The organism is Vibrio aestuarianus (assembly GCF_028858425.1).
GTDB classification, from domain to species: domain Bacteria; phylum Pseudomonadota; class Gammaproteobacteria; order Enterobacterales; family Vibrionaceae; genus Vibrio; species Vibrio aestuarianus.
In genome coordinates this window covers 740,999-762,573 of the sequence record NZ_JAKNYQ010000002.1, presented here as the reverse complement: position 1 = coordinate 762,573, position 21,575 = coordinate 740,999, and the positions used below count along the sequence as shown (strand labels likewise).

Annotated in this window: 12 protein-coding genes; 8 read left to right on the top strand and 4 right to left on the bottom strand. The window is 41.1% G+C overall.

All coding sequences use genetic code 11. The features are described 5' to 3' along the window. The first annotated feature begins 175 nt into the window (after positions 1 to 175). Positions 176 to 493, top strand: coding sequence for a hypothetical protein (locus MCT08_RS17015; RefSeq protein WP_274678950.1), 318 nt, complete (start codon positions 176 to 178; stop codon positions 491 to 493). 1,755 nt (positions 494 to 2,248) lie between these two features. Further along, the gene (locus tag MCT08_RS17010) at positions 2,249 to 2,596 is read left to right on the top strand and encodes an SH3 domain-containing protein (RefSeq protein WP_274678949.1); all 348 of its coding nucleotides are present in this window, start codon (positions 2,249 to 2,251) and stop codon (positions 2,594 to 2,596) included. Between the two features lie 2,162 nt (positions 2,597 to 4,758). Here the strand turns inward: MCT08_RS17010 and MCT08_RS18625 are convergent. After that, a complete protein-coding gene (locus tag MCT08_RS18625; RefSeq protein ID WP_338062584.1) occupies positions 4,759 to 4,965 on the bottom strand; it encodes a hypothetical protein in 207 nt (68 codons plus the stop codon). Between the two features lie 2,700 nt (positions 4,966 to 7,665). Here MCT08_RS18625 and MCT08_RS16995 point away from each other — a divergent pair. The 3 genes from MCT08_RS16995 (at position 7,666) to MCT08_RS16985 (ending at position 9,502) form a co-directional block, all read left to right on the top strand. After that, on the top strand, positions 7,666 to 7,878 hold the full coding sequence (locus MCT08_RS16995) for a DUF1289 domain-containing protein (RefSeq protein WP_274678947.1): 213 nt from the start codon (positions 7,666 to 7,668) through the stop codon (positions 7,876 to 7,878). 156 nt (positions 7,879 to 8,034) lie between these two features. Continuing rightward, positions 8,035 to 8,532 (top strand): hypothetical protein, encoded by a 498-nt coding sequence (locus tag MCT08_RS16990; RefSeq protein ID WP_029865852.1) that lies wholly within the window; start codon positions 8,035 to 8,037, stop codon positions 8,530 to 8,532. Positions 8,533 to 9,049: 517 nt separating this feature from the next. Further along, positions 9,050 to 9,502, top strand: a complete 453-nt coding sequence (locus tag MCT08_RS16985) for a hypothetical protein (protein WP_274678946.1) — start codon at positions 9,050 to 9,052, stop codon at positions 9,500 to 9,502. A gap of 1,166 nt (positions 9,503 to 10,668) precedes the next feature. Here MCT08_RS16985 and MCT08_RS16975 read toward each other — a convergent pair. Together MCT08_RS16975 and MCT08_RS16970 are read right to left on the bottom strand one after the other, a co-directional pair. Then, a complete protein-coding gene (locus MCT08_RS16975; RefSeq protein WP_274678945.1) occupies positions 10,669 to 10,815 on the bottom strand; it encodes a hypothetical protein in 147 nt (48 codons plus the stop codon). A gap of 2,059 nt (positions 10,816 to 12,874) precedes the next feature. Then, entirely contained in the window at positions 12,875 to 13,069 is a 195-nt protein-coding gene (locus MCT08_RS16970) for a hypothetical protein (protein WP_274678944.1), read from the bottom strand. 1,016 nt (positions 13,070 to 14,085) lie between these two features. Between MCT08_RS16970 and MCT08_RS16965 the strand changes: the two genes are divergently transcribed. Then, positions 14,086 to 14,700, top strand: coding sequence for a T3SS effector IpaJ family cysteine protease (locus MCT08_RS16965; protein WP_274678942.1), 615 nt, complete (start codon positions 14,086 to 14,088; stop codon positions 14,698 to 14,700). A 3,581-nt stretch (positions 14,701 to 18,281) separates the two neighbouring features. Here MCT08_RS16965 and MCT08_RS16960 read toward each other — a convergent pair. Beyond that, complete coding sequence (locus MCT08_RS16960; RefSeq protein WP_274678941.1) at positions 18,282 to 18,416, bottom strand: hypothetical protein; 135 nt, start codon at positions 18,414 to 18,416, stop codon at positions 18,282 to 18,284. 836 nt (positions 18,417 to 19,252) lie between these two features. On the opposite strand from MCT08_RS16960, the gene MCT08_RS16955 reads away from it, so the two are divergent. Continuing rightward, positions 19,253 to 19,774, top strand: a complete 522-nt coding sequence (locus MCT08_RS16955; RefSeq protein WP_124941992.1) for a hypothetical protein — start codon at positions 19,253 to 19,255, stop codon at positions 19,772 to 19,774. After that, a complete protein-coding gene (locus MCT08_RS16950; RefSeq protein WP_258635869.1) occupies positions 19,775 to 20,659 on the top strand; it encodes a Kiwa anti-phage protein KwaB-like domain-containing protein in 885 nt (294 codons plus the stop codon). It begins immediately after the preceding gene. The last annotated feature ends 916 nt before the right edge of the window (positions 20,660 to 21,575 follow it).

Genomic DNA, 21,575 nt, shown 5'->3' with positions numbered 1-21,575 from the left:
AGTGCAGCAGCTAACTAGGCGTTTAAGACGGATTCCCAACGCTTGGGAGTTTCGGTTCTAGGTTGAGTTTTGTGTTTAAGGCGCAATGGTTTAGGATTGTGGTCTCGTTGCTCACCACTTAACGCAGCGTTATGAATCACTCAAATTTCAGCGTTATAAAATAAATAGGTAGGTTATGGAAAACGATACTAGAATCGAGCAACTAGCTCAGGATCTAATTGAAACAAAACGACAAATCAAAGCGTTACTTAATCAAGAAAAATTGCTTAAGGACGAAATCAAACCTCTTTTACAGGAACATGGCTCTGTGAAGTTTGAGCACGGAAACGTGTACTACGGTGAATCCAAAGGTTCATCAACCTTTAGTCGTACAGAAGTGTTGTCATATATTCGTGATAATTACGGTGATGCTTTAGCTGATCAAATTGATGAAGATTGCACTAAGGTCGGTGAGCCTAGACAAGTAGTGTACATCAAGCTAAATGATTCATAACAAAGCGTTTAAGACGGACTCCCAACGCTTGGCGCTTTCGGCTTTCTTCAGGTTAAGTGTTTATGTCACAATGGTTTAGGTAAGGTGGTTGGCGTTGCTCGCCACTTAACGCGGCGTTATGCAACTCAGGTAAATTTATGGGTTCAATCTTTTGGGATTTCTCCGGCCATTCGTTTTGAGCTGTCGGCAAATGAGCATTGTTGCCTTCAAATTCATGGTTAACTCAAACCGTAAAACAGGCAAGATTCTTTGTTTGCCTCAATCGGTTTTAGTGTTGGCGTGTTGTCAATTTAGTGAGCGCAAAGTGTGGAAAGAGCAAGTTAATCGATCATTTTGTATTTGTTGAAGGCTTCGCTCGTTGAGTTAGTTTGGTTCAAAAGCCTAGTTTGTCGCTGAAAGGCAGACTTCATTTTTGCGGCTTATTTATCACGGCTTTTGCTTGGGTTGATTCTTGAATCACTCAACGATTGCAATTGTGGTTTTTGATCGAGTAAAGTCAGCTTATCTTATTGAATTTGCATAACAAACAATTCAAGTGGATTCTCAACGCGTGGCAGTTTTACTATGCGTTGAGTAAAGTGTTTTACGGTGCAATGCAGCGGCTTGGCCAGTGCGTTGTTCACCCCTTAATTGGGCGTTAGCTGGGGTTAAGAAAAACGGTGAATTTAGGGTGGAAAGGCTTTGGGTTTTCTAGCTACACACCGGACAAATCTCAGCTTCTCAACTATCTCGCCAGTGGCACTTTTCGGGAAGTGTTTGAACTTAACGAAGTCTGCTTACGGGAAATGTTGTGTTTGTTAAGTTCATTGGCGCGGCTTCTTTGCTGTTGAAATTCATGAATGCTTAAATTCATTTCGTGTGCTCTGTCATTGGCTTTTTCGATAGAATTCTTTGCAAATTACCATGCTCAGGAATGGAGATTTTCTCGGTCATTTCTTCTTTGCCAAGAGCATTTCGTGGATTAGGTTTTAATTTCACAGCTGTCCGTTTTACTTTGCCGTTTGAAAGCAATAATGTGTTTCAAATTAGGCAGTTTGGCGTAATTTGCTAGCGAAAGTGCAGCAGCTAACTAGGCGTTTAAGACGGATTCCCAACGCTTGGGAGTTTCGGCTCTAGGTTGAGTTTTGTGTTTAAGGCGCAATGGTTTAGGATTGTGGTCGCGTTGCTCACCACTTAACGCGGCGTTAGCTGGGGTTAAGAAAGGCTGTGAATTTAGGGTGGAAGGCTTTGGGTTTTCTAGCTACACACCGGACAAATCTCAGTTTCTCAACTATCTCGCCAGTGGCACTTTTCGTGAAGTGTTTGAACTTAACGAAGTCTGCTTACGGGAAGAGTTGTGTTTGTTAAGTTCGTTGGCGCGGCTTCTTTGTTGTTGAAATTCATAAATGCCTAAATTCGTTTTGTGTGCTTTGTCGTTGGCTGTTTCGATAGAATTCTTTGCAAATTACCATGCTCTGGAATGGGGGTTTTCTCGGTCATTTCTTCTTTGCCAAGCGCATTTCGTGGATTGGGTTTTAATTTCACAGCTGTTTGTTTTACTTTGCCGTTTGAAAGCAATAATGTGTTTCAAATTAGGCACTTTGGCGTAATTTTCTAGCGAAAGTGCAGCAGCTAACTAGGCGTTTAAGACGGATTCCCAACGCTTGGGAGTTTCGGTTCTAGGTTGAGTTTTGTGTTTAAGGCACAATGGGTTAGGATTGTGGTCGCGTTGCTCACCACTTAACGCGGCGTTATGTGAATGGAGTGGAATAAGCTATGGAATACAGAGTCGTTAGAGAATATCAAGACGCTCCAGAATCGCCTATTCGAATAGTTCTAGGCGAAAAATTGCAGTTTGTAGAGGAATCCAATCCCGAAGGTGACTGGGCAAACTGGATTTTCTGTCGAGGGGAAAACAAAGAAGGTTGGGTTCCTAAACAAATACTAGCTATCGACAATGGCGAGGTAACTGCACTTGAGGATTATTTCGCCAAGGAGCATCGTTTGGTAATCGGCGAAATTCTAGTAAAAGAACATGAGTTAAACGGCTGGATCTGGAGTAGTAAATTGGGTAGCCCGAAAGAATTGGCATGGGCTCCTTTAAATCATTTGTGCGCTGTGTAAATTCACATAACAAGCAATTTAAGAGGGATTCCCAACGCTTGGCACTTTTGCTTCTACTTCAGTTTTAGTGTTTATGGCACAATGCTTTAGGTTTGGGTGGAGGCGTTGCTCACCCCTTAATTGGGCGTTAGTACGGGTTTGACATTAAAGGTCACAAGTCCTGGTGTTTATCTGTTTTGGCGCTCGCCTTTACACCTTTCAGTTTGTACGTCTCACGTTCTTTCCGGTGGCACTATATGTGGAGTGTTCGCTTTGATTTGATCGTTTACGGTTTCTAACTCTTAGCCTATTCCTTTGGCGCTTCTTCACTTTCGCTGTGCTTTCCAAGTGAATCTTGTCTTCCTTTAGGGCTGCTGTCGGAGTACGAGGATTGAATCCTTTTCTAATTTGAAGTGAGTGAAAGAAGGGGAGTTCAGTGTGTTTTTCTTCTAGCCAACTTTCCTCCCTTAATCGGGGTAAAGTTTTGTAGCTGCCCGTCTCACTTCAGCGTTCAAAGCCTTTCATATTATCTAAGTTTTCAATATCTTGGAGCGCATAAATAGAAGTGGCGCATGTACTAACAAATTGCTTAAGAGTGATTCGTAACGCGTGGCATTTTTACTATGCGGTGGCTTATGTGATTAAGGCGCTGTGCGGTAGCCTTTGTGTTGCGTTACTCACACCTTAGCAAGGCGTTATGTGTTTGATGAGTTTTTAAGGTCAAAGCTACGATTTCATTGAGAATTCGTTTCGTGTTTTCGGCAAGTTGGCTTGGTCGAAATGGATTCTTGAACAACCTGAGATTTATCGTTTTTAAGGTTCTTGGATTGCCTCAATTAAGTTTTGGATCTGGTTTGTGTTGAGTTTTATCGGTTTCAAATCGCTTCAATTGAAATGCATTTTTGACTGATTTGCTTGCTGACATTCAGCACTGAAAGTCTGGTGAAGCAAAAAGTTTAGCGGTTGCTGAAAGGGCGCTTTCTTTGTTGTTGATTCTGTAAGTGGTTTTCTTTGGCTAAGATCGCTGTGAAATTTAGGTATTGGTAAGCATCATTTTTGTACGTAACTTATTCAAATCTCTTCATTTCTACGGTGGTTTACTTTGAATTCACGGTAAAATTCACATAACAAGCAATTCAAGTGGATTCTCAACGCGTGGCAGTTTTACTATGCGTTAGGTAAAGTGTTTTACGGTGCAATGCGGCGGCTTGGTCAGTGCGTTGTTCACCACTTAATTGGGCGTTATGCAACTCAGGTAAATTTAGGGGTTCAATCTTTTGGGATTTCTCCGGCCATTCGTTTTGAGCTGTCGGCAAATGAGCATTTTTACCCTCAAATTCATGGTTAACTCAAACCGTAAAACAGGCAAGATTCTTTATTTGCCTCAATCGGTTTTAGCGTTGGCGTGTTGTCAATTTAGTGAGCGCAAAGTGTGGAAAGAGCAAGTTAATCGATCATTTTGTATTTGTTGAAGGCTTCGCTCGTTGAGTTAGTTTGGTTCAAAAGCCTAGTTTGTCGCTGAAAGGCAGACTTCATTTTTGCGGCTTATTTATCACGGCTTTTGCTTGGGTTGATTCTTGAATCACTCAACTATTGCAATTGTGGTTTTTGGTCGAGTAAAGTCAGCTTATCTTATTGAATTTGCATAACAAACAATTTAAGAGGGATTCCCAACGCTTGCCATTTTTTCTTCTACTTCACTTTTAGTGGTTACGGTGTAATGCTTTAGGTTGGGTGGTAGCGTTGCTCACCCCTTAATTGGGCGTTATACGCAGGGTGAGTTTTGTAGCTAATCTCTAGCTTCAAAGTCACTTTTTCACATGACTTATTACTTCGCCCAATTTGTATTATTTTCTCGTATTTACGCTAAATCATTAGACAATGTATCCATACTAATAATCCCAAGTTCGTAGCTGGTAAGTGTTCCCTAGTTTTAATCGATTGGCTAAATTAGAAACAGTTTCGTTTGTTGAAACACCGCTCTACTAAATTGTCGGTTTAAAAGGTTATGTGTTTGCTTAAATACCGCTTTCTTTGATGTGGGGTGTTCCAAGTGCGCTTCAATCACAGTCGCTAAAAATCTTAGCCTCACATAAATGCATCAATACACATAAAATTTCGTGCTTACAAAGTGGTGCTTGGCTTAAAATCGTAACTTCAGTGCTGGGCGTATAACAAAGCATTTAAGAGCGATTCACAACGCGTGGCAGTTTTGGTTTGCGGTAAGTTTTGTGTTTAAGGCGCAATGCGGTAGCCGTTGTATTGCGTTGTTCACGCCTTAATGCGGCGTTATGTGTTTGATGAGTTTTTAAGGTCAAAGCTACGATTTCATTGAGAGTTCGTTCTGTATTTTCGGCAAGTTGGCTTGGTCGAAATGGATTCTTGAACAACCTGAGATTGATCGTTTTCAAGGTTCTTGGATTGCCTCAATTAAGTTTTGGATCTGGCTTGTGTTGAGTTTCGTCAGTTTCAAATCGCTTTAATTGAAATATCCTTTTGACTGGTTTTCTTGCTGACATTCAGCTCTGAAAATCTGGTGACGCAAAAAATTTAGCGGTTGCTGAAAGGGCGCTTTCTTTGTTGTTGATTCTGTAAGTGGCTCTCTTTGGCTCAGATCGCTGTGAAATTTAGGTTTTGGTAAGCATCGTTTTTGTACGTAACTTATTCAAATCTCTTCATTTCTACGGTGGTTTACTTTGAGTTCACGGTAAAATTCACATAACAAGCAATTCAAGTGGATTCTCAACGCGTGGCAGTTTTACTATGCGTTGAGTAAAGTGTTTTACGGTGCAATGCAGCGACTTGGTCAGTGCGTTGTTCACCACTTAATTGGGCGTTATGTGTTGGATGAGTTTTTGAGGTTAATTCTACGATTTCATTGAGAATTCGTTCCGTGTTTTCGGCAAGTTGGCTTGGTCGAAATGGATTCTTGAATAATCTGAGATTGATCGTTTTCAAGGTTCTTGGTTTGCCTCAATTGAGTTTTGGATCTGGTTTGTGTTGAGTTTTATCGGTTTCAAATCGCTTCAATTGAAATGTCTTTTTGACTGATTTGCTTGCTGACATTCAGCACTGAAAGTCTGGTGAAGCAAAAAGTTTAGCGGTTGCTGAAAGGGCGCTTTCTTTGTTGTTGATTCTGTAAGTGGTTTTCTTCGGCTAAGATCGCTGTGACATTTAGGTTTTGGTCAGCATCGTTTTTGTACGTAACTTATTCAGATCTCTTCATTTCCACGGTGGTTTACTTTGAATTCACGGTAAAATTCACATAACAAGCAATTCAAGTGGATTCTCAACGCGTGGCAGTTTTACTATGCGTTGAGTAAAGTGTTTTATGGTGCAATGCAGCGGCTTGGCCAGTGCGTTGTTCACCCCTTAATTGGGCGTTATGTGTTGGATGAGTTTTTGAGGTTAATTTTACGATTTCATTGAGAATTCGTTCTGTGTTTTCGGCAAGTTGGCTTGGTCGAAATGGATTCTTGAACAACCTGATATTGATCGTTTTTAAGGTTCTTGGGTTGCCTCAATTGCGTTTTGGATCTGGTTTGTGTTGAGTTTAGTCAGTTTCAAATCACTTCAATTGAAATGTCTTTTTGACTGATTCTCTTGCTGAAGTTCAGCTCTGAAAGTCTGGTGAAGCAAAAAGTTTAGCGGTTGCTGAAAGGGCGCTTTCTTTGTTGTTGATCCTGTAAGTGGCTCTCTTTGGCTAAGAACGCTGTGAAATTTAGGTTTTAGTAAACATCGTTTTTGTACGTAACTTATTCAAATATCTTCATTTCTACGGTGGTTTACTTTGAATTCACGGTAAAATTCACATAACAAGCAATTCAAGTGGATTCTCAACGCGTGGCAGTTTTACTATGCGTTGAGTAAAGTGTTTTATGGTGCAATGCAGCGACTTGGTCAGTGCGTTGTTCACCACTTAATTGGGCGTTAGCTGGGGTTAAGAAAGACTGTGAATTTAGGGTGGAAAGGCTTTGGGTTTTCTAGCTACACACCGGACAAATCTCAGTTTCTCAACTATCTCGCCAGTGGCACTTTTCGTGAAGTGTTTGAACTTAACGAAGTCTGCTTACGGGAAGAGTTGTGTTTGTTAAGTTCGTTGGCGCGGCTTCTTTGTTGTTGAAATTCATAAATGCCTAAATTCGTTTTGTGTGCTTTGTCGTTGGCTTTTTCGATAGAATTCTTTGCAAATTACCATGCTCTGGAATGGGGGTTTTCTCGGTCATTTCTTCTTTGCCAAGCGCATTTCGTGGATTAGGTTTTAATTCCACAGCTGTCCGTTTTACTTTGCCGTTTGAAAGCAATAATGTGTTTCAAATTAGGCATTTTGTCGTAATTTGCTAGCTAAAGTGCAGCAGCTAACTAGGCGTTTAAGACGGATTCCCAACGCTTGGGAGTTTTGGCTCTAGGTTGAGTGTTGTGTTTAAGGCGCAATGGTTTAGGATTGTGGTCGCGTTGCTCACCACTTAACGCAGCGTTAGCTGGGGTTAAGAAAGGCTGTGAGTTTAGGGTGGAAAGGCTTTCGGTTTTCTAGCTACACACCGGACAAATCTCAGCTTCTCAACTATCTCGCCAGTGGCACTTTTAGGGAAGCGTTTGAACTTAACAAAGTCTGCTCACGGGAAGTGTTGTGTTTGTTAAGTTCGTTGGCGCGGTTTCTTTGGTGTTGAAATTCATGAATGCCTAAATTCGTTTCGTGTGCTTTGTCGTTGGCTTTTTCGATGGAATTCTTTGCAAATTACCGAGTTCAGGAATGGTGATTTCCTCGGTCATTTCTTCTTTGCCAAGCGCATTTCGTGGATTGGGTTTTAATTTCACAGCTGTCCGTTTTACTTTGCCGTTTGAAAGCAATAATGTGTTTCAAATTAGGCATGTTGGCGTAATTTGCTAGCGAAAGTGCAGCAGCTAACTAGGCGTTTAAGACGGATTCCCAACGCTTGGGAGTTTCGATTCTAGGTTGAGTTTTGTGTTTAAGGCGCAATGGTTTAGGATTGTGGTCGCGTTGCTCACCACTTAACGCAGCGTTATGTGTATTTTGAAAAACCTACTCATCCCTATTAAAAGCTAAACTGTAGCTAGTGGGGTGGTATATGAAGTTAAACGACCTAAATCGTAGACAAAGTGGAAGAACGATACAGAATCCTTGTGTAAGGAACTGCTGTCTTGATGAAAACGATATTTGTCTTGGCTGTCATAGGACGCTTAGTGAAATTTTAAGCTGGTCATCAGCAAGTAGTCTCGAAAAGCAGAAAATACTAGTTAATTGTACGGTTCGGAAGTCGGCACGAAAGCCGCGACTTTAGAATTTGGTTGAACAATACACATAACAAACAATTCAAGCAGACCCTCAACGCTCGGCGATTTTGGTTTGCGTCGTATTCGGTGTTGCCGAGCAATGCGGAAAGTGAGTCAGGGCGTTTCGGGCTACTTAATTGGGCGTTATACATCAAGGAGACTATATGCTCACACCTCCAACAGATAATCTGTATAAGTTCATGGCTGTGTTTGGGCTTATTATGATTCTTTCCAGTGGTGCTTTTTGGTGGAAAGCATCCAATGAACTTAGTGAGTTCTTTGAAAGAAGCGAAAGTTACGTAAATGATATTCCAAAAAGTGGTGAAGCTTATGGAAAGTTTGCGGAAAAAACTAACGAAGCAATAGCTATCTATAACAGCGTGGGTGGTGATAGAAGTAAGTTAACACAACAACAGGAATTGGCTCTTGAAGCAATTCTTGCCGATGCTGAAATTTTGAGAGACGAGGCAGACCAAATTATTAACCGAAATCCAGCCAAAAGAATCGCTCTCAATTCAAGGTTTGAACGCTATAAGTTGGTAAAGCTGGTGAGCTTTGCAGGAATCATATTGGGACTGCTAATTTCTGCTTTAGGTTTTTACTTTTGGCATACTAGATTACAAATCTATATTGATAAGTTACATCGTGAAAATGATGTATAACAAAGCATTTAAGAGTGATTCGCAACGCTTGGCAGTTTCGCTTCGCTCAAGTATAGCCAAGCGCTGCTCACACCTTAATGCGGCGTTATGACACGACGGTCATCACAGGTTGGATGTACGGTAATGATACTCAAGTTTGAGTGTAATCTAACGGGGTGGAAGAAAGACGGCAAAAAGGACGAATATTAGTTATTTCCATGCTAACCTTGAGGCGCTTTCGCGATCCTTAATTGCGCGACAATTCAAGAGATCGCGCTAGCGCTACTCAAGGTAGTGCGATAACAAATACTTCGGCTTCGATTTTTTGTCTATTTACAGCTACCTTATTGTATTAAAAGAATATTTCACTTAAATTTGACTGACTTTGGTCGTGACATAACAAGGCATTCAAGAGTGACTCACAACGCTTGGCGACTTCAGTTTAAATTTGGCTTTAGTGTTTAAGGTGGAGTGGTTTGGGTTTGGAGATTTAGCGTTGTTCGCACCTTAATGCAGCGTTAGGCTAAAAAGGTTAATCATGGATTTATACCGAGAATATGGCAAAGCGGCGCTCGCTGCGGCTGGATTGGAAAATAAGCTAATATTGCTCATTGCATTGCATCGAAGTGAAAACCAAAGTGATGAAGTTTTCACCATAGAGTATGAGAAACTTCATCGCAAAACTTTAGGCAGTCTTATAAAAGAGGCTCAAAAATCTTCAATTTTTACTGAAAGTTCAAATGAAAATTTGAAACTCATATTAGAACATCGAAATTGGATGGTTCACCATATAGCTCGAGATATGCTTGGGTATGTTGTTCAGGAAAATGGTATGGAAAACCTAGAGCATAACTTGCATGAACTTTCTGTGTTTTTTAATGGAGCATCGGAAATGTTTTGGCAAGAAATACAGAAACTTTCAAAGGATAGGGGCATAAATCAGGAACCTTTGCAAAAAGCCATAAACGAAGCTTTTGATGCTCAATTTTAGCCTAACAAACTGTTTAAGAGTGATTCGCAACGCGTGGCATTTTTACTATGCGTTGATTTTAGTGATTAAGGTGGTTTGCAGCGGCTTCTGTATTGCGTTGCTCACACCTTAACAGGGCGTTAGCTGGGGTTAAGAAAGGCTGTGAGTTTAGGGTGGAAAGGCTTTCGGTTTTCTAGCTACACACCGGACAAATCTCAGCTTCTCAACTATCTCGCCAGTGGCACTTTTAGGGAAGCGTTTGAACTTAACAAAGTCTGCTCACGGGAAGTGTTGTGTTTGTTAAGTTCGTTGGCGCGGTTTCTTTGGTGTTGAAATTCATGAATGCCTAAATTCGTTTCGTGTGCTTTGTCGTTGGCTTTTTCGATGGAATTCTTTGCAAATTACCGAGTTCAGGAATGGTGATTTCCTCGGTCATTTCTTCTTTGCCAAGCGCATTTCGTGGATTGGGTTTTAATTTCACAGCTGTCCGTTTTACTTTGCCGTTTGAAAGCAATAATGTGTTTCAAATTAGGCATGTTGGCGTAATTTGCTAGCGAAAGTGCAGCAGCTAACTAGGCGTTTAAGACGGATTCCCAACGCTTGGGAGTTTCGATTCTAGGTTGAGTTTTGTGTTTAAGGCGCAATGGTTTAGGATTGTGGTCGCGTTGCTCACCACTTAACGCAGCGTTATGTGTTGGATGAGTTTTTGAGGTTAATTCTACGATTTCATTGAGAATTCGCTCCGTGTTTTCGGCAAGTTGGCTTGGTCGAAATGGATTCTTGAACAACCTGAGATTGATCGTTTTCAAGGTTCTTGGGTTGCCTCAATTAAGTTTTGGATCTGGTTTGTGTTGAGTTTCGATGGTTTCAAATCGCTTTAATTGAAATGTCCTTTTGACTGGTTTTCTTGTTGACATTCAGCTCTGAAAATCTGGTGACGCAAAAAATTTAGCGGTTGCTGAAAGGGCACTTTCTTTGTTGTCGATTCTGTAAGTGGCTCTCTTTGGCTAAGATCGCTGTCAAATTTAGGTTTTGGTAAGCATCATTTTTTACGTAACTTATTTAAATTCCTTCATTTCTACGGTGGTTTACTTTGAATTCACGGTAAAAATCACATAACAAGCAATTCAAGTGGATTCTCAACGCGTGGCAGTTTTACTATGCGTCAGGTAAAGTGTTTTACGGTGTTATGCAGCGGCTTGGCCAGTGCGTTGTTCACCACTTAATTGGGCGTTATGTGTTGGATGAGTTTTTAGGGTCAAAGCTACGATTTCATTGAGAATTCGTTCCGTGTTTTCGGCAAGTTGGCTTGGTCGAAATGGATTCTTGAACAACCTGAGATTGATCGTTTTCAAGGTTCTTTGGTTGCCTCAATTGCGTTTTGGATCTGGTTTGTGTTGAGTTTAGTCAGTTTCAAATCGCTTTAATTGAAATGTCTTTTTGACTGATTCACTTGCTGAAATTCAGCTCTGAAAGTCTGGTGAAGCAAAAGGTTTAGCGGTTGCTGAAAGGGCGCTTTCTTTGTTGTTGATTCTGCAAGTGGCTCTCTTTGGCTAAGAACGCTGTGAAATTTAGGTTTTGGTAAGCATCGTTTTTGCACGTAACTTATTAAAATCTCTTCATTTCTACGGTGGTTTACTTTGAATTCACGGTAAAATTCACATAACAAGCAATTCAAGTGGATTCTCAACGCGTGGCAGTTTTACTATGCGTTGAGTAAAGTGTTTTACGGTGCAATGCAGCGACTTGGTCAGTGCGTTGTTCACCACTTAATTGGGCGTTAGTTTGCAAGAGGAAAAACGCAGCTATATCGCAAGATCTAGCGGTAAAAGCTCAAAGTAGCAATTGTCGTATCGGCGTTCAATTTCAGTGTTAACTAGCGTGGTGAAAATTCAAAATTGGCATCGTTTCAACGGTTGATTTGTTTTTTTGTGCGGCGACTTTTGGGTTACCTTAGTCGAACTTTTTTGCTGAAACTCTGCTCGTTGAGTTTGTTGGTACAAAAGCCGATTTACTCGATGAAATGGCGTTTTCTCTGGTGTGGTAAGTTCATGTGGTTTCAGTGACTTTGTTGAAAGTCCGCATTGTGAGATTGGTTTTCCAAAGGCGCTTTTTGGTGTTGTGAGCTCGTTTTCTGCGACGTTGTTTGTTCCAAGTGGTTTCATTGACTAGCCGCTTTGAGACTACGCCCGACTTAAGTGCATCAAAACACATAAAGTTTATTGTTTGCAAAGTTTAAAATAACGTAAAATCAACGCTTTGGGTTTGCAAACTAACAAACTGCTCAAGAGGGATTCGCAACGCGTGGCATTTTTACTATGCGTTGGTTTAAGTGATTAAGGTGGTATGCGGCGGCTTTGGTATTGCGTTGCTCACCCCTTAGCAGGGCGTTAGCTGGGGTTAAGAAAAACGGTGAATTTAGGGTGGAAAGGCTTTCGTTTTTCTAGCTACACACCGGACAAATCTCAGCTTCTCAACTATCTCGCCAGTGGCACTTTTCGGGAAGTGTTTGAACTTAACGAAGTCTGCTTACGGGAAGGGTTGTGTTTGTTAAGTTCATTGGCGCGGCTTCTTTGTTTTTGAAATTCATGAATGCCTAAATTCATTTCGTGTGCTCTGTCGTTGGCTTTCTCGATAGAATTCTTTGCAAATTATCATGCTTAGGAATGGGGATTTTCTCGGTCATTTCTTCTTTGCCAAGCGCATTTCGTGGATTAGGTTTTAATTTCACAGCTGTCCGTTTTACTTTGCCGTTTGAAAGCAATAATGTGTTTAAAATTAGGCATTTTGGCGTAATTTGCTAGCGAAAGTGCAGCAGCAGCTAACTAGGCGTTTAAGACGGATTCCCAACGCTTGGGAGTTTCGGCTCTAGGTTGAGTTTTGTGTTTAAGACGCAATGGTTTAGGATTGTGGTCGCGTTGCTCACCACTTAACGCAGCGTTATGTGTTTGATGAGTTTTTGAGGTTAATTCTACGATTTCATTGATAATTCGTTCCGTTTTTTCGGCAAGTTAGCTTGGTCGAAATGGATTCTTGAACAACCTGAGATTGATCGTTTTTAAGTTTCTTGGGTTGCCTCAATTTAGTTTTGGGTCTGGTTTGTGTTGAATTTTGTCAGTTTAAAATCGCTTTAATTGAAATGTCTTTTTGACTGATTCACTTGCTGAAATTCAGCTCTGAAAGTCTGGTGAAGCAAAAGGTTTAGCTGTTGCTGAAAGGGCGCTTTCTTTGTTGTCGATTCTGTAAGTGGCTCTCTTTAGCTCAGATCGCTGTGAAATTTAGGTTTTGGTAAGCATCATTTTTGTACGTAACTTATTCAAATCTCTTCATTTCTACGGTGGTTTACTTTGAATTCATAGCTAAATTCACATAACAATCAATTCAAGTGGATTCTCAACGCGTGGCAGTTTTACTATGCGTCAGGTAAAGTGTTTTACGGTGCAATGCAGCGACTTGGTCAGTGCGTTGTTCACCACTTAATTGGGCGTTATGTGTTTGATGAGTTTTTAAGGTCAAAGCTACGATTTCATTGAGAGTTCGTTCTGTATTTTCGGCAAGTTGGCTTGGTCGAAATGGATTCTTGAACAACCTGAGATTGATCGTTTTCAAGGTTCTTGGATTGCCTCAATTAAGTTTTGGATCTGGCTTGTGTTGAGTTTCGTCAGTTTCAAATCGCTTTAATTGAAATATCCTTTTGACTGGTTTTCTTGCTGACATTCAGCTCTGAAAATCTGGTGACGCAAAAAATTTAGCGGTTGCTGAAAGGGCGCTTTCTTTGTTGTTGATTCTGTAAGTGGCTCTCTTTGGCTCAGATCGCTGTGAAATTTAGGTTTTGGTAAGCATCGTTTTTGTACGTAACTTATTCAAATCTCTTCATTTCTACGGTGGTTTACTTTGAGTTCACGGTAAAATTCACATAACAAGCAATTCAAGTGGATTCTCAACGCGTGGCAGTTTTACTATGCGTTGAGTAAAGTGTTTTACGGTGCAATGCAGCGACTTGGTCAGTGCGTTGTTCACCACTTAATTGGGCGTTAGCTGGGGTTAAGAAAAACGGTGAATTTAGGGTGGAAAGGCTTTCGGTTTTCTAGCTACACACCGGACAAATCTCAGCTTCTCAACTATCTCGCCAGTGGCACTTTTTGGGAAGTGTTTGAACTTAACGAAGTCTGCTTACGGGAAGAGTTGTGTTTGTTAAGTTCGTTGGCGCGGCTTCTTTGGTGTTGAAATTTATGCATTCTTAAATTTGTTTCGTGTGCTTTGTCGTTGGCTTTTTCGATAGAATTCTTTGCAAATTACCATGCTAAGGAATGGTGGTTTTCTCGGTCATTTCTTCTTTGCCAAGCGCATTTCGTGGATTAGGCTTTAATTTCACAGCTGTCCGTTTTACTTTGTCATTTGAAAGCAATAATGTGTTTCAAATTGGGCATTTTGGCGTAATTCGCTAGCGAAAGTGCAGCAGCTAACTAGGCGTTTAAGACGGATTCCCAACGCTTGGGAGTTTCGATTCTAGGTTGAGTTTTGTGTTTAAGGTACAATGGTTTAGGATTGTGGCCGCGTTGCTCACCACTTAACGCGGCGTTATGCGAATATGGAGTAAATTGATGCAGCGATACCCTAAAATAGTACAGCCTTTAGGCTCTAATATGTGTGGAGCTTACAGCTTAGTTGCGGCGTTAAGTACCCTTGGATGCTTTGATTCGTTCGAGCCAGTAGTACTCAATAAGTTAGACCTCAACAGCCTGACATTTACTGAAAAATCGATCCGCATTCAGCAAGAACAAAGCTTAGACACTATTGCAAAACTCGTCTATGAAGTTACAGGTATTATTCCTGAAACTGAGCAGCATACTTTCGCAAATGTTAGCAATGGATTGAACTCAATTGTTGCGATGGCTTATGTCGCCAAACAGTTTGGTTTTTCCACATCTGTAATCGTGAAAGATACGGATACTTTCCAGACATTGTCTAATGACTACCCTCAAGAGCTTAAACTTGCTGAAGCTCAAAATCTTAAGATTGAGCTGGGCTTAAGTAAGCGGAGTTCTTCGACAATATTGCTCCCAACTATTGTGCATAATACAGATGAGAAGCACAGTGTTGCCTTGAGTGACCAAGGCTTGTTTGACCCTGCTGACGGTTCGGTTAGTCAAGCAGTACCTTTGTCAGTTCTGGGTAACTGGCTAGGCGTAGCTTTAAGAGTGGAAAAATTCGCATAACAAACAATTTAAGAGGGATTCTCAACGCTTGGCATTTTTGCTTCTACTTCAATTTTAGTGTTTACGGTACAATACTTTAGGTTGGGTGGTAGCGTTGCTCACCCCTTAATTGGGCGTTAGCTGGGGTTAAGAAAAACGGTGAATTTAGGGTGGAAAAGCTTTGGGTTTTCTAGCTACACACCGGGCAAATCTCAGCTTCTCAACTATCTCGCCAGTGGCACTTTTCGGGAAGTGTTTGAACTTAACGAAGTCTGCTTACGGGAAGTGTTGTGTTTGTTAAGTTCGTTGACGCTGCTTCTTTGCTGTTGAAATTCATGAATGCCTAAATTCGTTTCGTGTGCTTTGTCGTTGGCTTTTTCGATAGAATTCTTTGCAAATTACCGAGCTCAGGAATGGTGATTTATTCGGCCATTTCTTCTTTGCCAAGCGCATTTCGTGGATTAGGTTTTACTTTTACAGCTGTCCGTTTTACTTTGCCGTTTGAAAGCAATAATGTGTTTCAAATTAGGCATTTTGGCGTAATTTGCTAGCGAAAGTGCAGCAGCTAACTAGGCGTTTAAGACGGATTCCCAACGCTTGGGAGTTTCGGCTCTAGGTTGAGTGTTGTGTTTAAGGCGCAATGGTTTAGGATTGTGGTCGCGTTGCTCACCACTTAACGCGGCGTTATGTGTTGGATGAGTTTTTGAGGTTAATTCTACGATTTCATTGAGAATTCGTTCCGTGTTTTCGGCAAGTTGGCTTGGTCGAAATGGATTCTTGAATAATCTGAGATTGATCGTTTTCAAGGTTCTTGGTTTGCCTCAATTGAGTTTTGGATCTGGTTTGTGTTGAGTTTTATCGGTTTCAAATCGCTTCAATTGAAATGTCTTTTTGACTGATTTGCTTGCTGACATTCAGCACTGAAAGTCTGGTGAAGCAAAAAGTTTAGCGGTTGCTGAAAGGGCGCTTTCTTTGTTGTTGATTCTGTAAGTGGTTTTCTTCGGCTAAGATCGCTGTGACATTTAGGTTTTGGTCAGCATCGTTTTTGTACGTAACTTATTCAGATCTCTTCATTTCCACGGTGGTTTACTTTGAATTCACGGTAAAATTCACATAACAAGCAATTCAAGTGGATTCTCAACGCGTGGCAGTTTTACTATGCGTTGAGTAAAGTGTTTTATGGTGCAATGCAGCGGCTTGGCCAGTGCGTTGTTCACCCCTTAATTGGGCGTTAGCTTGGGTTAAGAAAAACGGTGAATTTAGGGTGGAAAGGCTTTCGGTTTTCTAGCTACACACCGGACAAATCTCAGCTTCTCAACTATCTCGCCAGTGGCACTTTTCGGGAAGCGTTTGAACTTAACGAAGTCTGCTTACGGGAAATGTTGTTTTTGTTAAGTTCATTGGCGTGGCTTCTTTGTTGTTGAAATTCATGAATGCCTAAATTCGTTTCGTGTGCTTTGTCGTTGGCTTTTTCGATAGAATTCTTTGCAAATTACCATGCTCAGGAATGGAGATTTCCTCTGCCATTTCTTCTTTGCCAAGCGCATTTCGTGGATTAGGTTTTAATTTCACAGCTGTCCGTTTTACTTTGCCGTTTTAAAGCAATAATGTCTTTCAAATTAGGCATTTTGGCGTAATTTGCTAGCTACAGTGCAGCAGCTAACTAGGCGTTTAAGACGGATTCCCAACGCTTGGGAGTTTCGGCTCTAGGTTGAGTTTTGTGTTTAAAGCACAATGGTTTAGGATTGTGGTCGCGTTGCTCACCACTTAACGCAGCGTTAGCTGGGGTTAAGAAAGACTGTGAATTTAGGGTGGAAAGGCTTTGGGTTTTCTAGCTACACACCGGACAAATCTCAGTTTCTCAACTATCTCGCCAGTGGCACTTTTCGTGAAGTGTTTGAACTTAACGAAGTCTGCTTACGGGAAGAGTTGTGTTTGTTAAGTTCGTTGGCGCGGCTTCTTTGTTGTTGAAATTCATAAATGCCTAAATTCGTTTTGTGTGCTTTGTCGTTGGCTTTTTCGATAGAATTCTTTGCAAATTACCATGCTCTGGAATGGGGGTTTTCTCGGTCATTTCTTCTTTGCCAAGCGCATTTCGTGGATTAGGTTTTAATTCCACAGCTGTCCGTTTTACTTTGCCGTTTGAAAGCAATAATGTGTTTCAAATTAGGCATTTTGTCGTAATTTGCTAGCTAAAGTGCAGCAGCTAACTAGGCGTTTAAGACGGATTCCCAACGCTTGGGAGTTTTGGCTCTAGGTTGAGTGTTGTGTTTAAGGCGCAATGGTTTAGGATTGTGGTCGCGTTGCTCACCACTTAACGCAGCGTTATGTGTTTGATGAGTTTTTAAGGTCAAAGCTACGATTTCATTGATAATTCATTTCGTGTTTTCGGCAAGTTAGCTTGGTCGAAATGGATTCTTGAACAACCTGAGATTGATCGTTTTCAAGGTTCTTGGGTTGCCTCAATTAAGTTTTGGCTCTGGCTTGTGTTGGGTTTCGGTGGTTTCAAATCGCTTCAATTAAAATGTCTTTTTGACTGTTCTTCTTGCTGACATTCAGCTCTGAAAGTCTGGTGACGTAAAAGGTTTGGTTGTGGCTGAAAGGGCGTTTTCTTTGTTGTTGATTCTGCAAGTGGCTCTCTTTGGCTCAGATCGCTGTGAAATTTAGGGTTTGGTAAGCATTGATTTTTTATGTAACTTATTCTAATTCCTTTTATTTCTACGGTGGTTTACTTTGAATTCACGGTAAAATTCACATAACAAGCAATTCAAGTGGATTCTCAACGCGTGGCAGTTTTACTATGCGTTGAGTAAAGTGTTTTACGGTGCAATGCAGCGGCTTGGCCAGTGCGTTGTTCACCACTTAATTGGGCGTTATGCAACTCAGGTAAATTTAGGGGTTCAATCTTTTGGGATTTCTCCGGCCATTCGTTTTGAGCTGTCGGCAAATGAGCATTTTTACCCTCAAATTCATGGTTAACTCAAACCGTAAAACAGGCAAGATTCTTTATTTGCCTCAATCGGTTTTAGCGTTGGCGTGTTGTCAATTTAGTGAGCGCAAAGTGTGGAAAGAGCAAGTTAATCGATCATTTTGTATTTGTTGAAGGCTTCGCTCGTTGAGTTAGTTTGGTTCAAAAGCCTAGTTTGTCGCTGAAAGGCAGACTTCATTTTTGCGGCTTATTTATCACGGCTTTTGCTTGGGTTGATTCTTGAATCACTCAACTATTGCAATTGTGGTTTTTGGTCGAGTAAAGTCAGCTTATCTTATTGAATTTGCATAACAAACAATTTAAGAGGGATTCCCAACGCTTGCCATTTTTTCTTCTACTTCACTTTTAGTGGTTACGGTGTAATGCTTTAGGTTGGGTGGTAGCGTTGCTCACCCCTTAATTGGGCGTTAGCTGGGGTTAAGAAAAACGGTGAATTTAGGGTGGAAAGGCTTTGGGTTTTCTAGCTACACACCGGACAAATCTCAGCTTCTCAACTATCTCGCCAGTGGCACTTTTCGGGAAGTGTTTGAACTTAACGAAGTCTGCTTACGGGAAATGTTGTGTTTGTTAAGTTCATTGGCGCGGTTTCTTTGGTGTTGAAATTCATGAATGCCTAAATTCGTTTCGTGTGCTCTGTCGTTGGCTTTTTCGATAGAATTCTTTGCAAATTACAGAGCTCAGGAATGGTGATTTTCTCGGTCATTTCTTCTTTGCCAAGCGCATTTCGTGGATTAGGTTTTACTTTCATAGCTGTCCGTTTTACTTTGCCGTTTGAAAGCAATAATGTGTTTCAAATTAGGCATTTTGGTGTAATTTGCTAGCTAAAGTGCAGCAGCTAACTAGGCGTTTAAGACGGATTCCCAACGCTTGGGAGTTTCGATTCTAGGTTGAGTTTTGTGTTTAAGGCGCAATGGTTTAGGATTGTGGCCGCGTTGTTCACCACTTAACGCAGCGTTAGCTGGGGTTAAGAAAAACGGTGAATTTAAGGTGGAAAGGCTTTGGGTTTTCTAGCTACACACCGGACAAATCTCAGCTTCTCAACTATCTCGCCAGTGGCACTTTTCGGGAAGTGGTTGAACTTAACGAAGTCTGCTTACGGGAAGTGTTGTGTTTGTTAAGTTCATTGGCGCGGCTTCTTTGCTGTTGAAATTTATGCATTCTTAAATTCGTTTCGTGTGCTTTGTCGTTGGCTTTTTCGATAGAATTCTTTGCAAATTACCAGGCTCAGGAATAGTGATTTTCTCGGTCATTTCTTCTTTGCCAAGGGCATTTCGTGGATTAGGTTTTAATTTCACAGCTGTTCGTTTTACTTTGCCGTTTGAAAGCAATAATGTGTTTCAAATTAGGTATTTTGGCGTAATTTGCTAGCGAAAGTGTAGCAGCTAACTAGGCGTTTAAGACGGATTCCCAACGCTTGGGAGTTTCGATTCTGGGTTGAGTTTTGTGTTTAAGGCGCAATGGTTTAGGATTGTGGTCGCGTTGCTCACCACTTAACGCAGCGTTAGCACTATAAGCGTACGGTTGTAGTCACGCGGTACAAATTGATCTAAAATAACTGTATATAAAAACAGTCAGGGGGGTCGTATGCTTAGTTGGTTAGCAAAAATTATGCTCACATGCACAGCCATAGCACCCGTTGGGTTTAGTTATGCTTGGGTCGCATGGTTTGCAGATAAAAAGGAGTTTGCAGGGCTTTCTATAGCGGCATCCTTATTTTTAGTCTTGGTTTGTATCTGGGTTTTGAGATACGCAAAAAACAATTTGGAATCGTTCTCTTTTCAAGTTTCTTCAATTGAAGCCGCAGATCGTGAGAATATGGCTTTTCTGTTGTTATATCTCTTACCACTATTCACAGCTAGTTTTGATGCACTAAATTGGGTCGTATGGGCACCAATTTTAATTATATTTGCCCTTATAACCAGTACGGGATACAGTTATCACTTCAATCCACTTTTAGGCATAATGAAGTGGCATTTTTATAAAGTAGGAACACCCGAGGGTGTGACGTATGTACTTATTACAAAGAAAGAACTTCGACGAGCTAGCGATCCGCTAGTAGTTGTTCAGTTAACGGAATATATTGTCCTTGATATAGGGGAAGATTAATTGGCTAGTCAAAACTTTTTTGCGCTTATAAAAGATGATAGCGGCAATACTCAGGTAAAACGAATTCGAGTTCAAGGTCCATTACAAAATGAACTCGTCAGTTTATTCAGTCAGCAATTAATTAGCTTTAATCATGACGTTGATACTGAAGTGCCATTTAATGGTGACTGGAAGCCTGATACAAATGAAGTGCTGGTTTTAACTGATGTAGATGAAGCTCAAGTAATGGTGGATGCAATTAGTGCCAATGCTAGCTCATTTCATGCTCTTCAATTATCTAACTTTGCTTCGGAACCGATTAAGGCAGTATTTACAGGGTTTGTAGAAAACAACGAGACAACTGTATTAGTTCAGAAGTTCTCTAGTCGCCAAGCTCTTTCTTTAAGTCAAATTCCGATCATCAAAATGCAAACAGGTAATACGTTTGTAAAGGCAACTGAAGACATTTTCACTTTAGACAATAAGTTAGTAGCGGTCATTGTTGGCAATAGTACGAAGTTCAAAAGTTTTCACAATGCTCGAATGGTATTCAACTTAGCCAATTTTTACCAAGAAGCTACAGATACAGATCTTAATGCAATTTGTCAGCATTCCTCTTTAGAAGTGGCAGATACTGACAATTTTGTTGCAGAAGCAGATAGTCAAGTCAGGAAAATGGTACATACGATTTCATCGACTGCACTGTTAGACAACTATTCTGTCGCTGAAATCCAAACCGCCGCACAGGGGTTCCCAAACGTCCCAATCACCGTTAATCAAGGTAAGCTTGTTCTTCCATCTGATAAACGTGAGCTAAAAGAAGTTCTCCATTTTCTATTGGAAGATATATATAAGGGTCCTTTGTCAGGTAGTAATTACTTAACGAACTCAAAGCGCGAAATATAGTGCTAACAAAGCATTTAAGAGTGATTCCCAACGCTTGTCATTTTTGATGTCATCGTTGGGTTTTGTGTTTACGGTGGTATGGTTAGGTTTCGTGGTAGCGTTGCTCACACCTTAATGCGGCGTTAGCTGGGGTTAAGAAAAGCTGTGAATTTAGGGTGGAAAGGCTTTCGGTTTTCTAGCTACACACCGGACAAATCTCAGCTTCTCAACTATCTCGCCAGTGGCACTTTTCAGGAAGTGTTTGAACTTAACGAAGTCTGCTTACGGGAAGTGTTGTGTTTGTTAAGTTCGTTGGCGCGGTTTCTTTGTTGTCGAAATTCATGAATGCCTAAATGCGTTTCGTGTGCTTTGTCGTTGGCTTTTTCGATAGAATTCTTTGCAAATTACCGAGCCCAGGTGTGGTGATTTTCTCGGTCATTTCTTCTTTGCCAAGCGCATTTCGTGGATTGGGTTTTAATTTCACAGCTGTCCGTTTTACTTTGCCGTTTGAAAGCAATAATGTGTTTCAAATTAGGCATTTTGGCGTAATTTGCTAGCGAAAGTGCAGCAGCTAACTAGGCGTTTAAGACGGATTCCCAACGCTTGGGAGTTTCGACTCTAGGTTGAGTTTTGTGTTTAAGACGCAATGGTTTAGGATTGTGGTCGCGTTGCTCACCACTTAACGCAGCGTTAGCTGGGGTTAAGAAAAACGGTGAATTTAGGGTGGAAAGGCTTTGGATTTTCTAGCTACACACCGGATAATTCTCAGTTTCTTAACTATCTCGCCAGTGGCACTTTTCGGGAAGTGTTTGAACTTAACGAAGTCTGCTTACGGGAAGTGTTGTGTTTGTTAAGTTCGTTGGCGCGGTTTCTTTGTTGCTTCAATTCATGAATGCCTAAATGCGTTTCGTGTGCTTTGTCGTTGGCTTTTCCGATA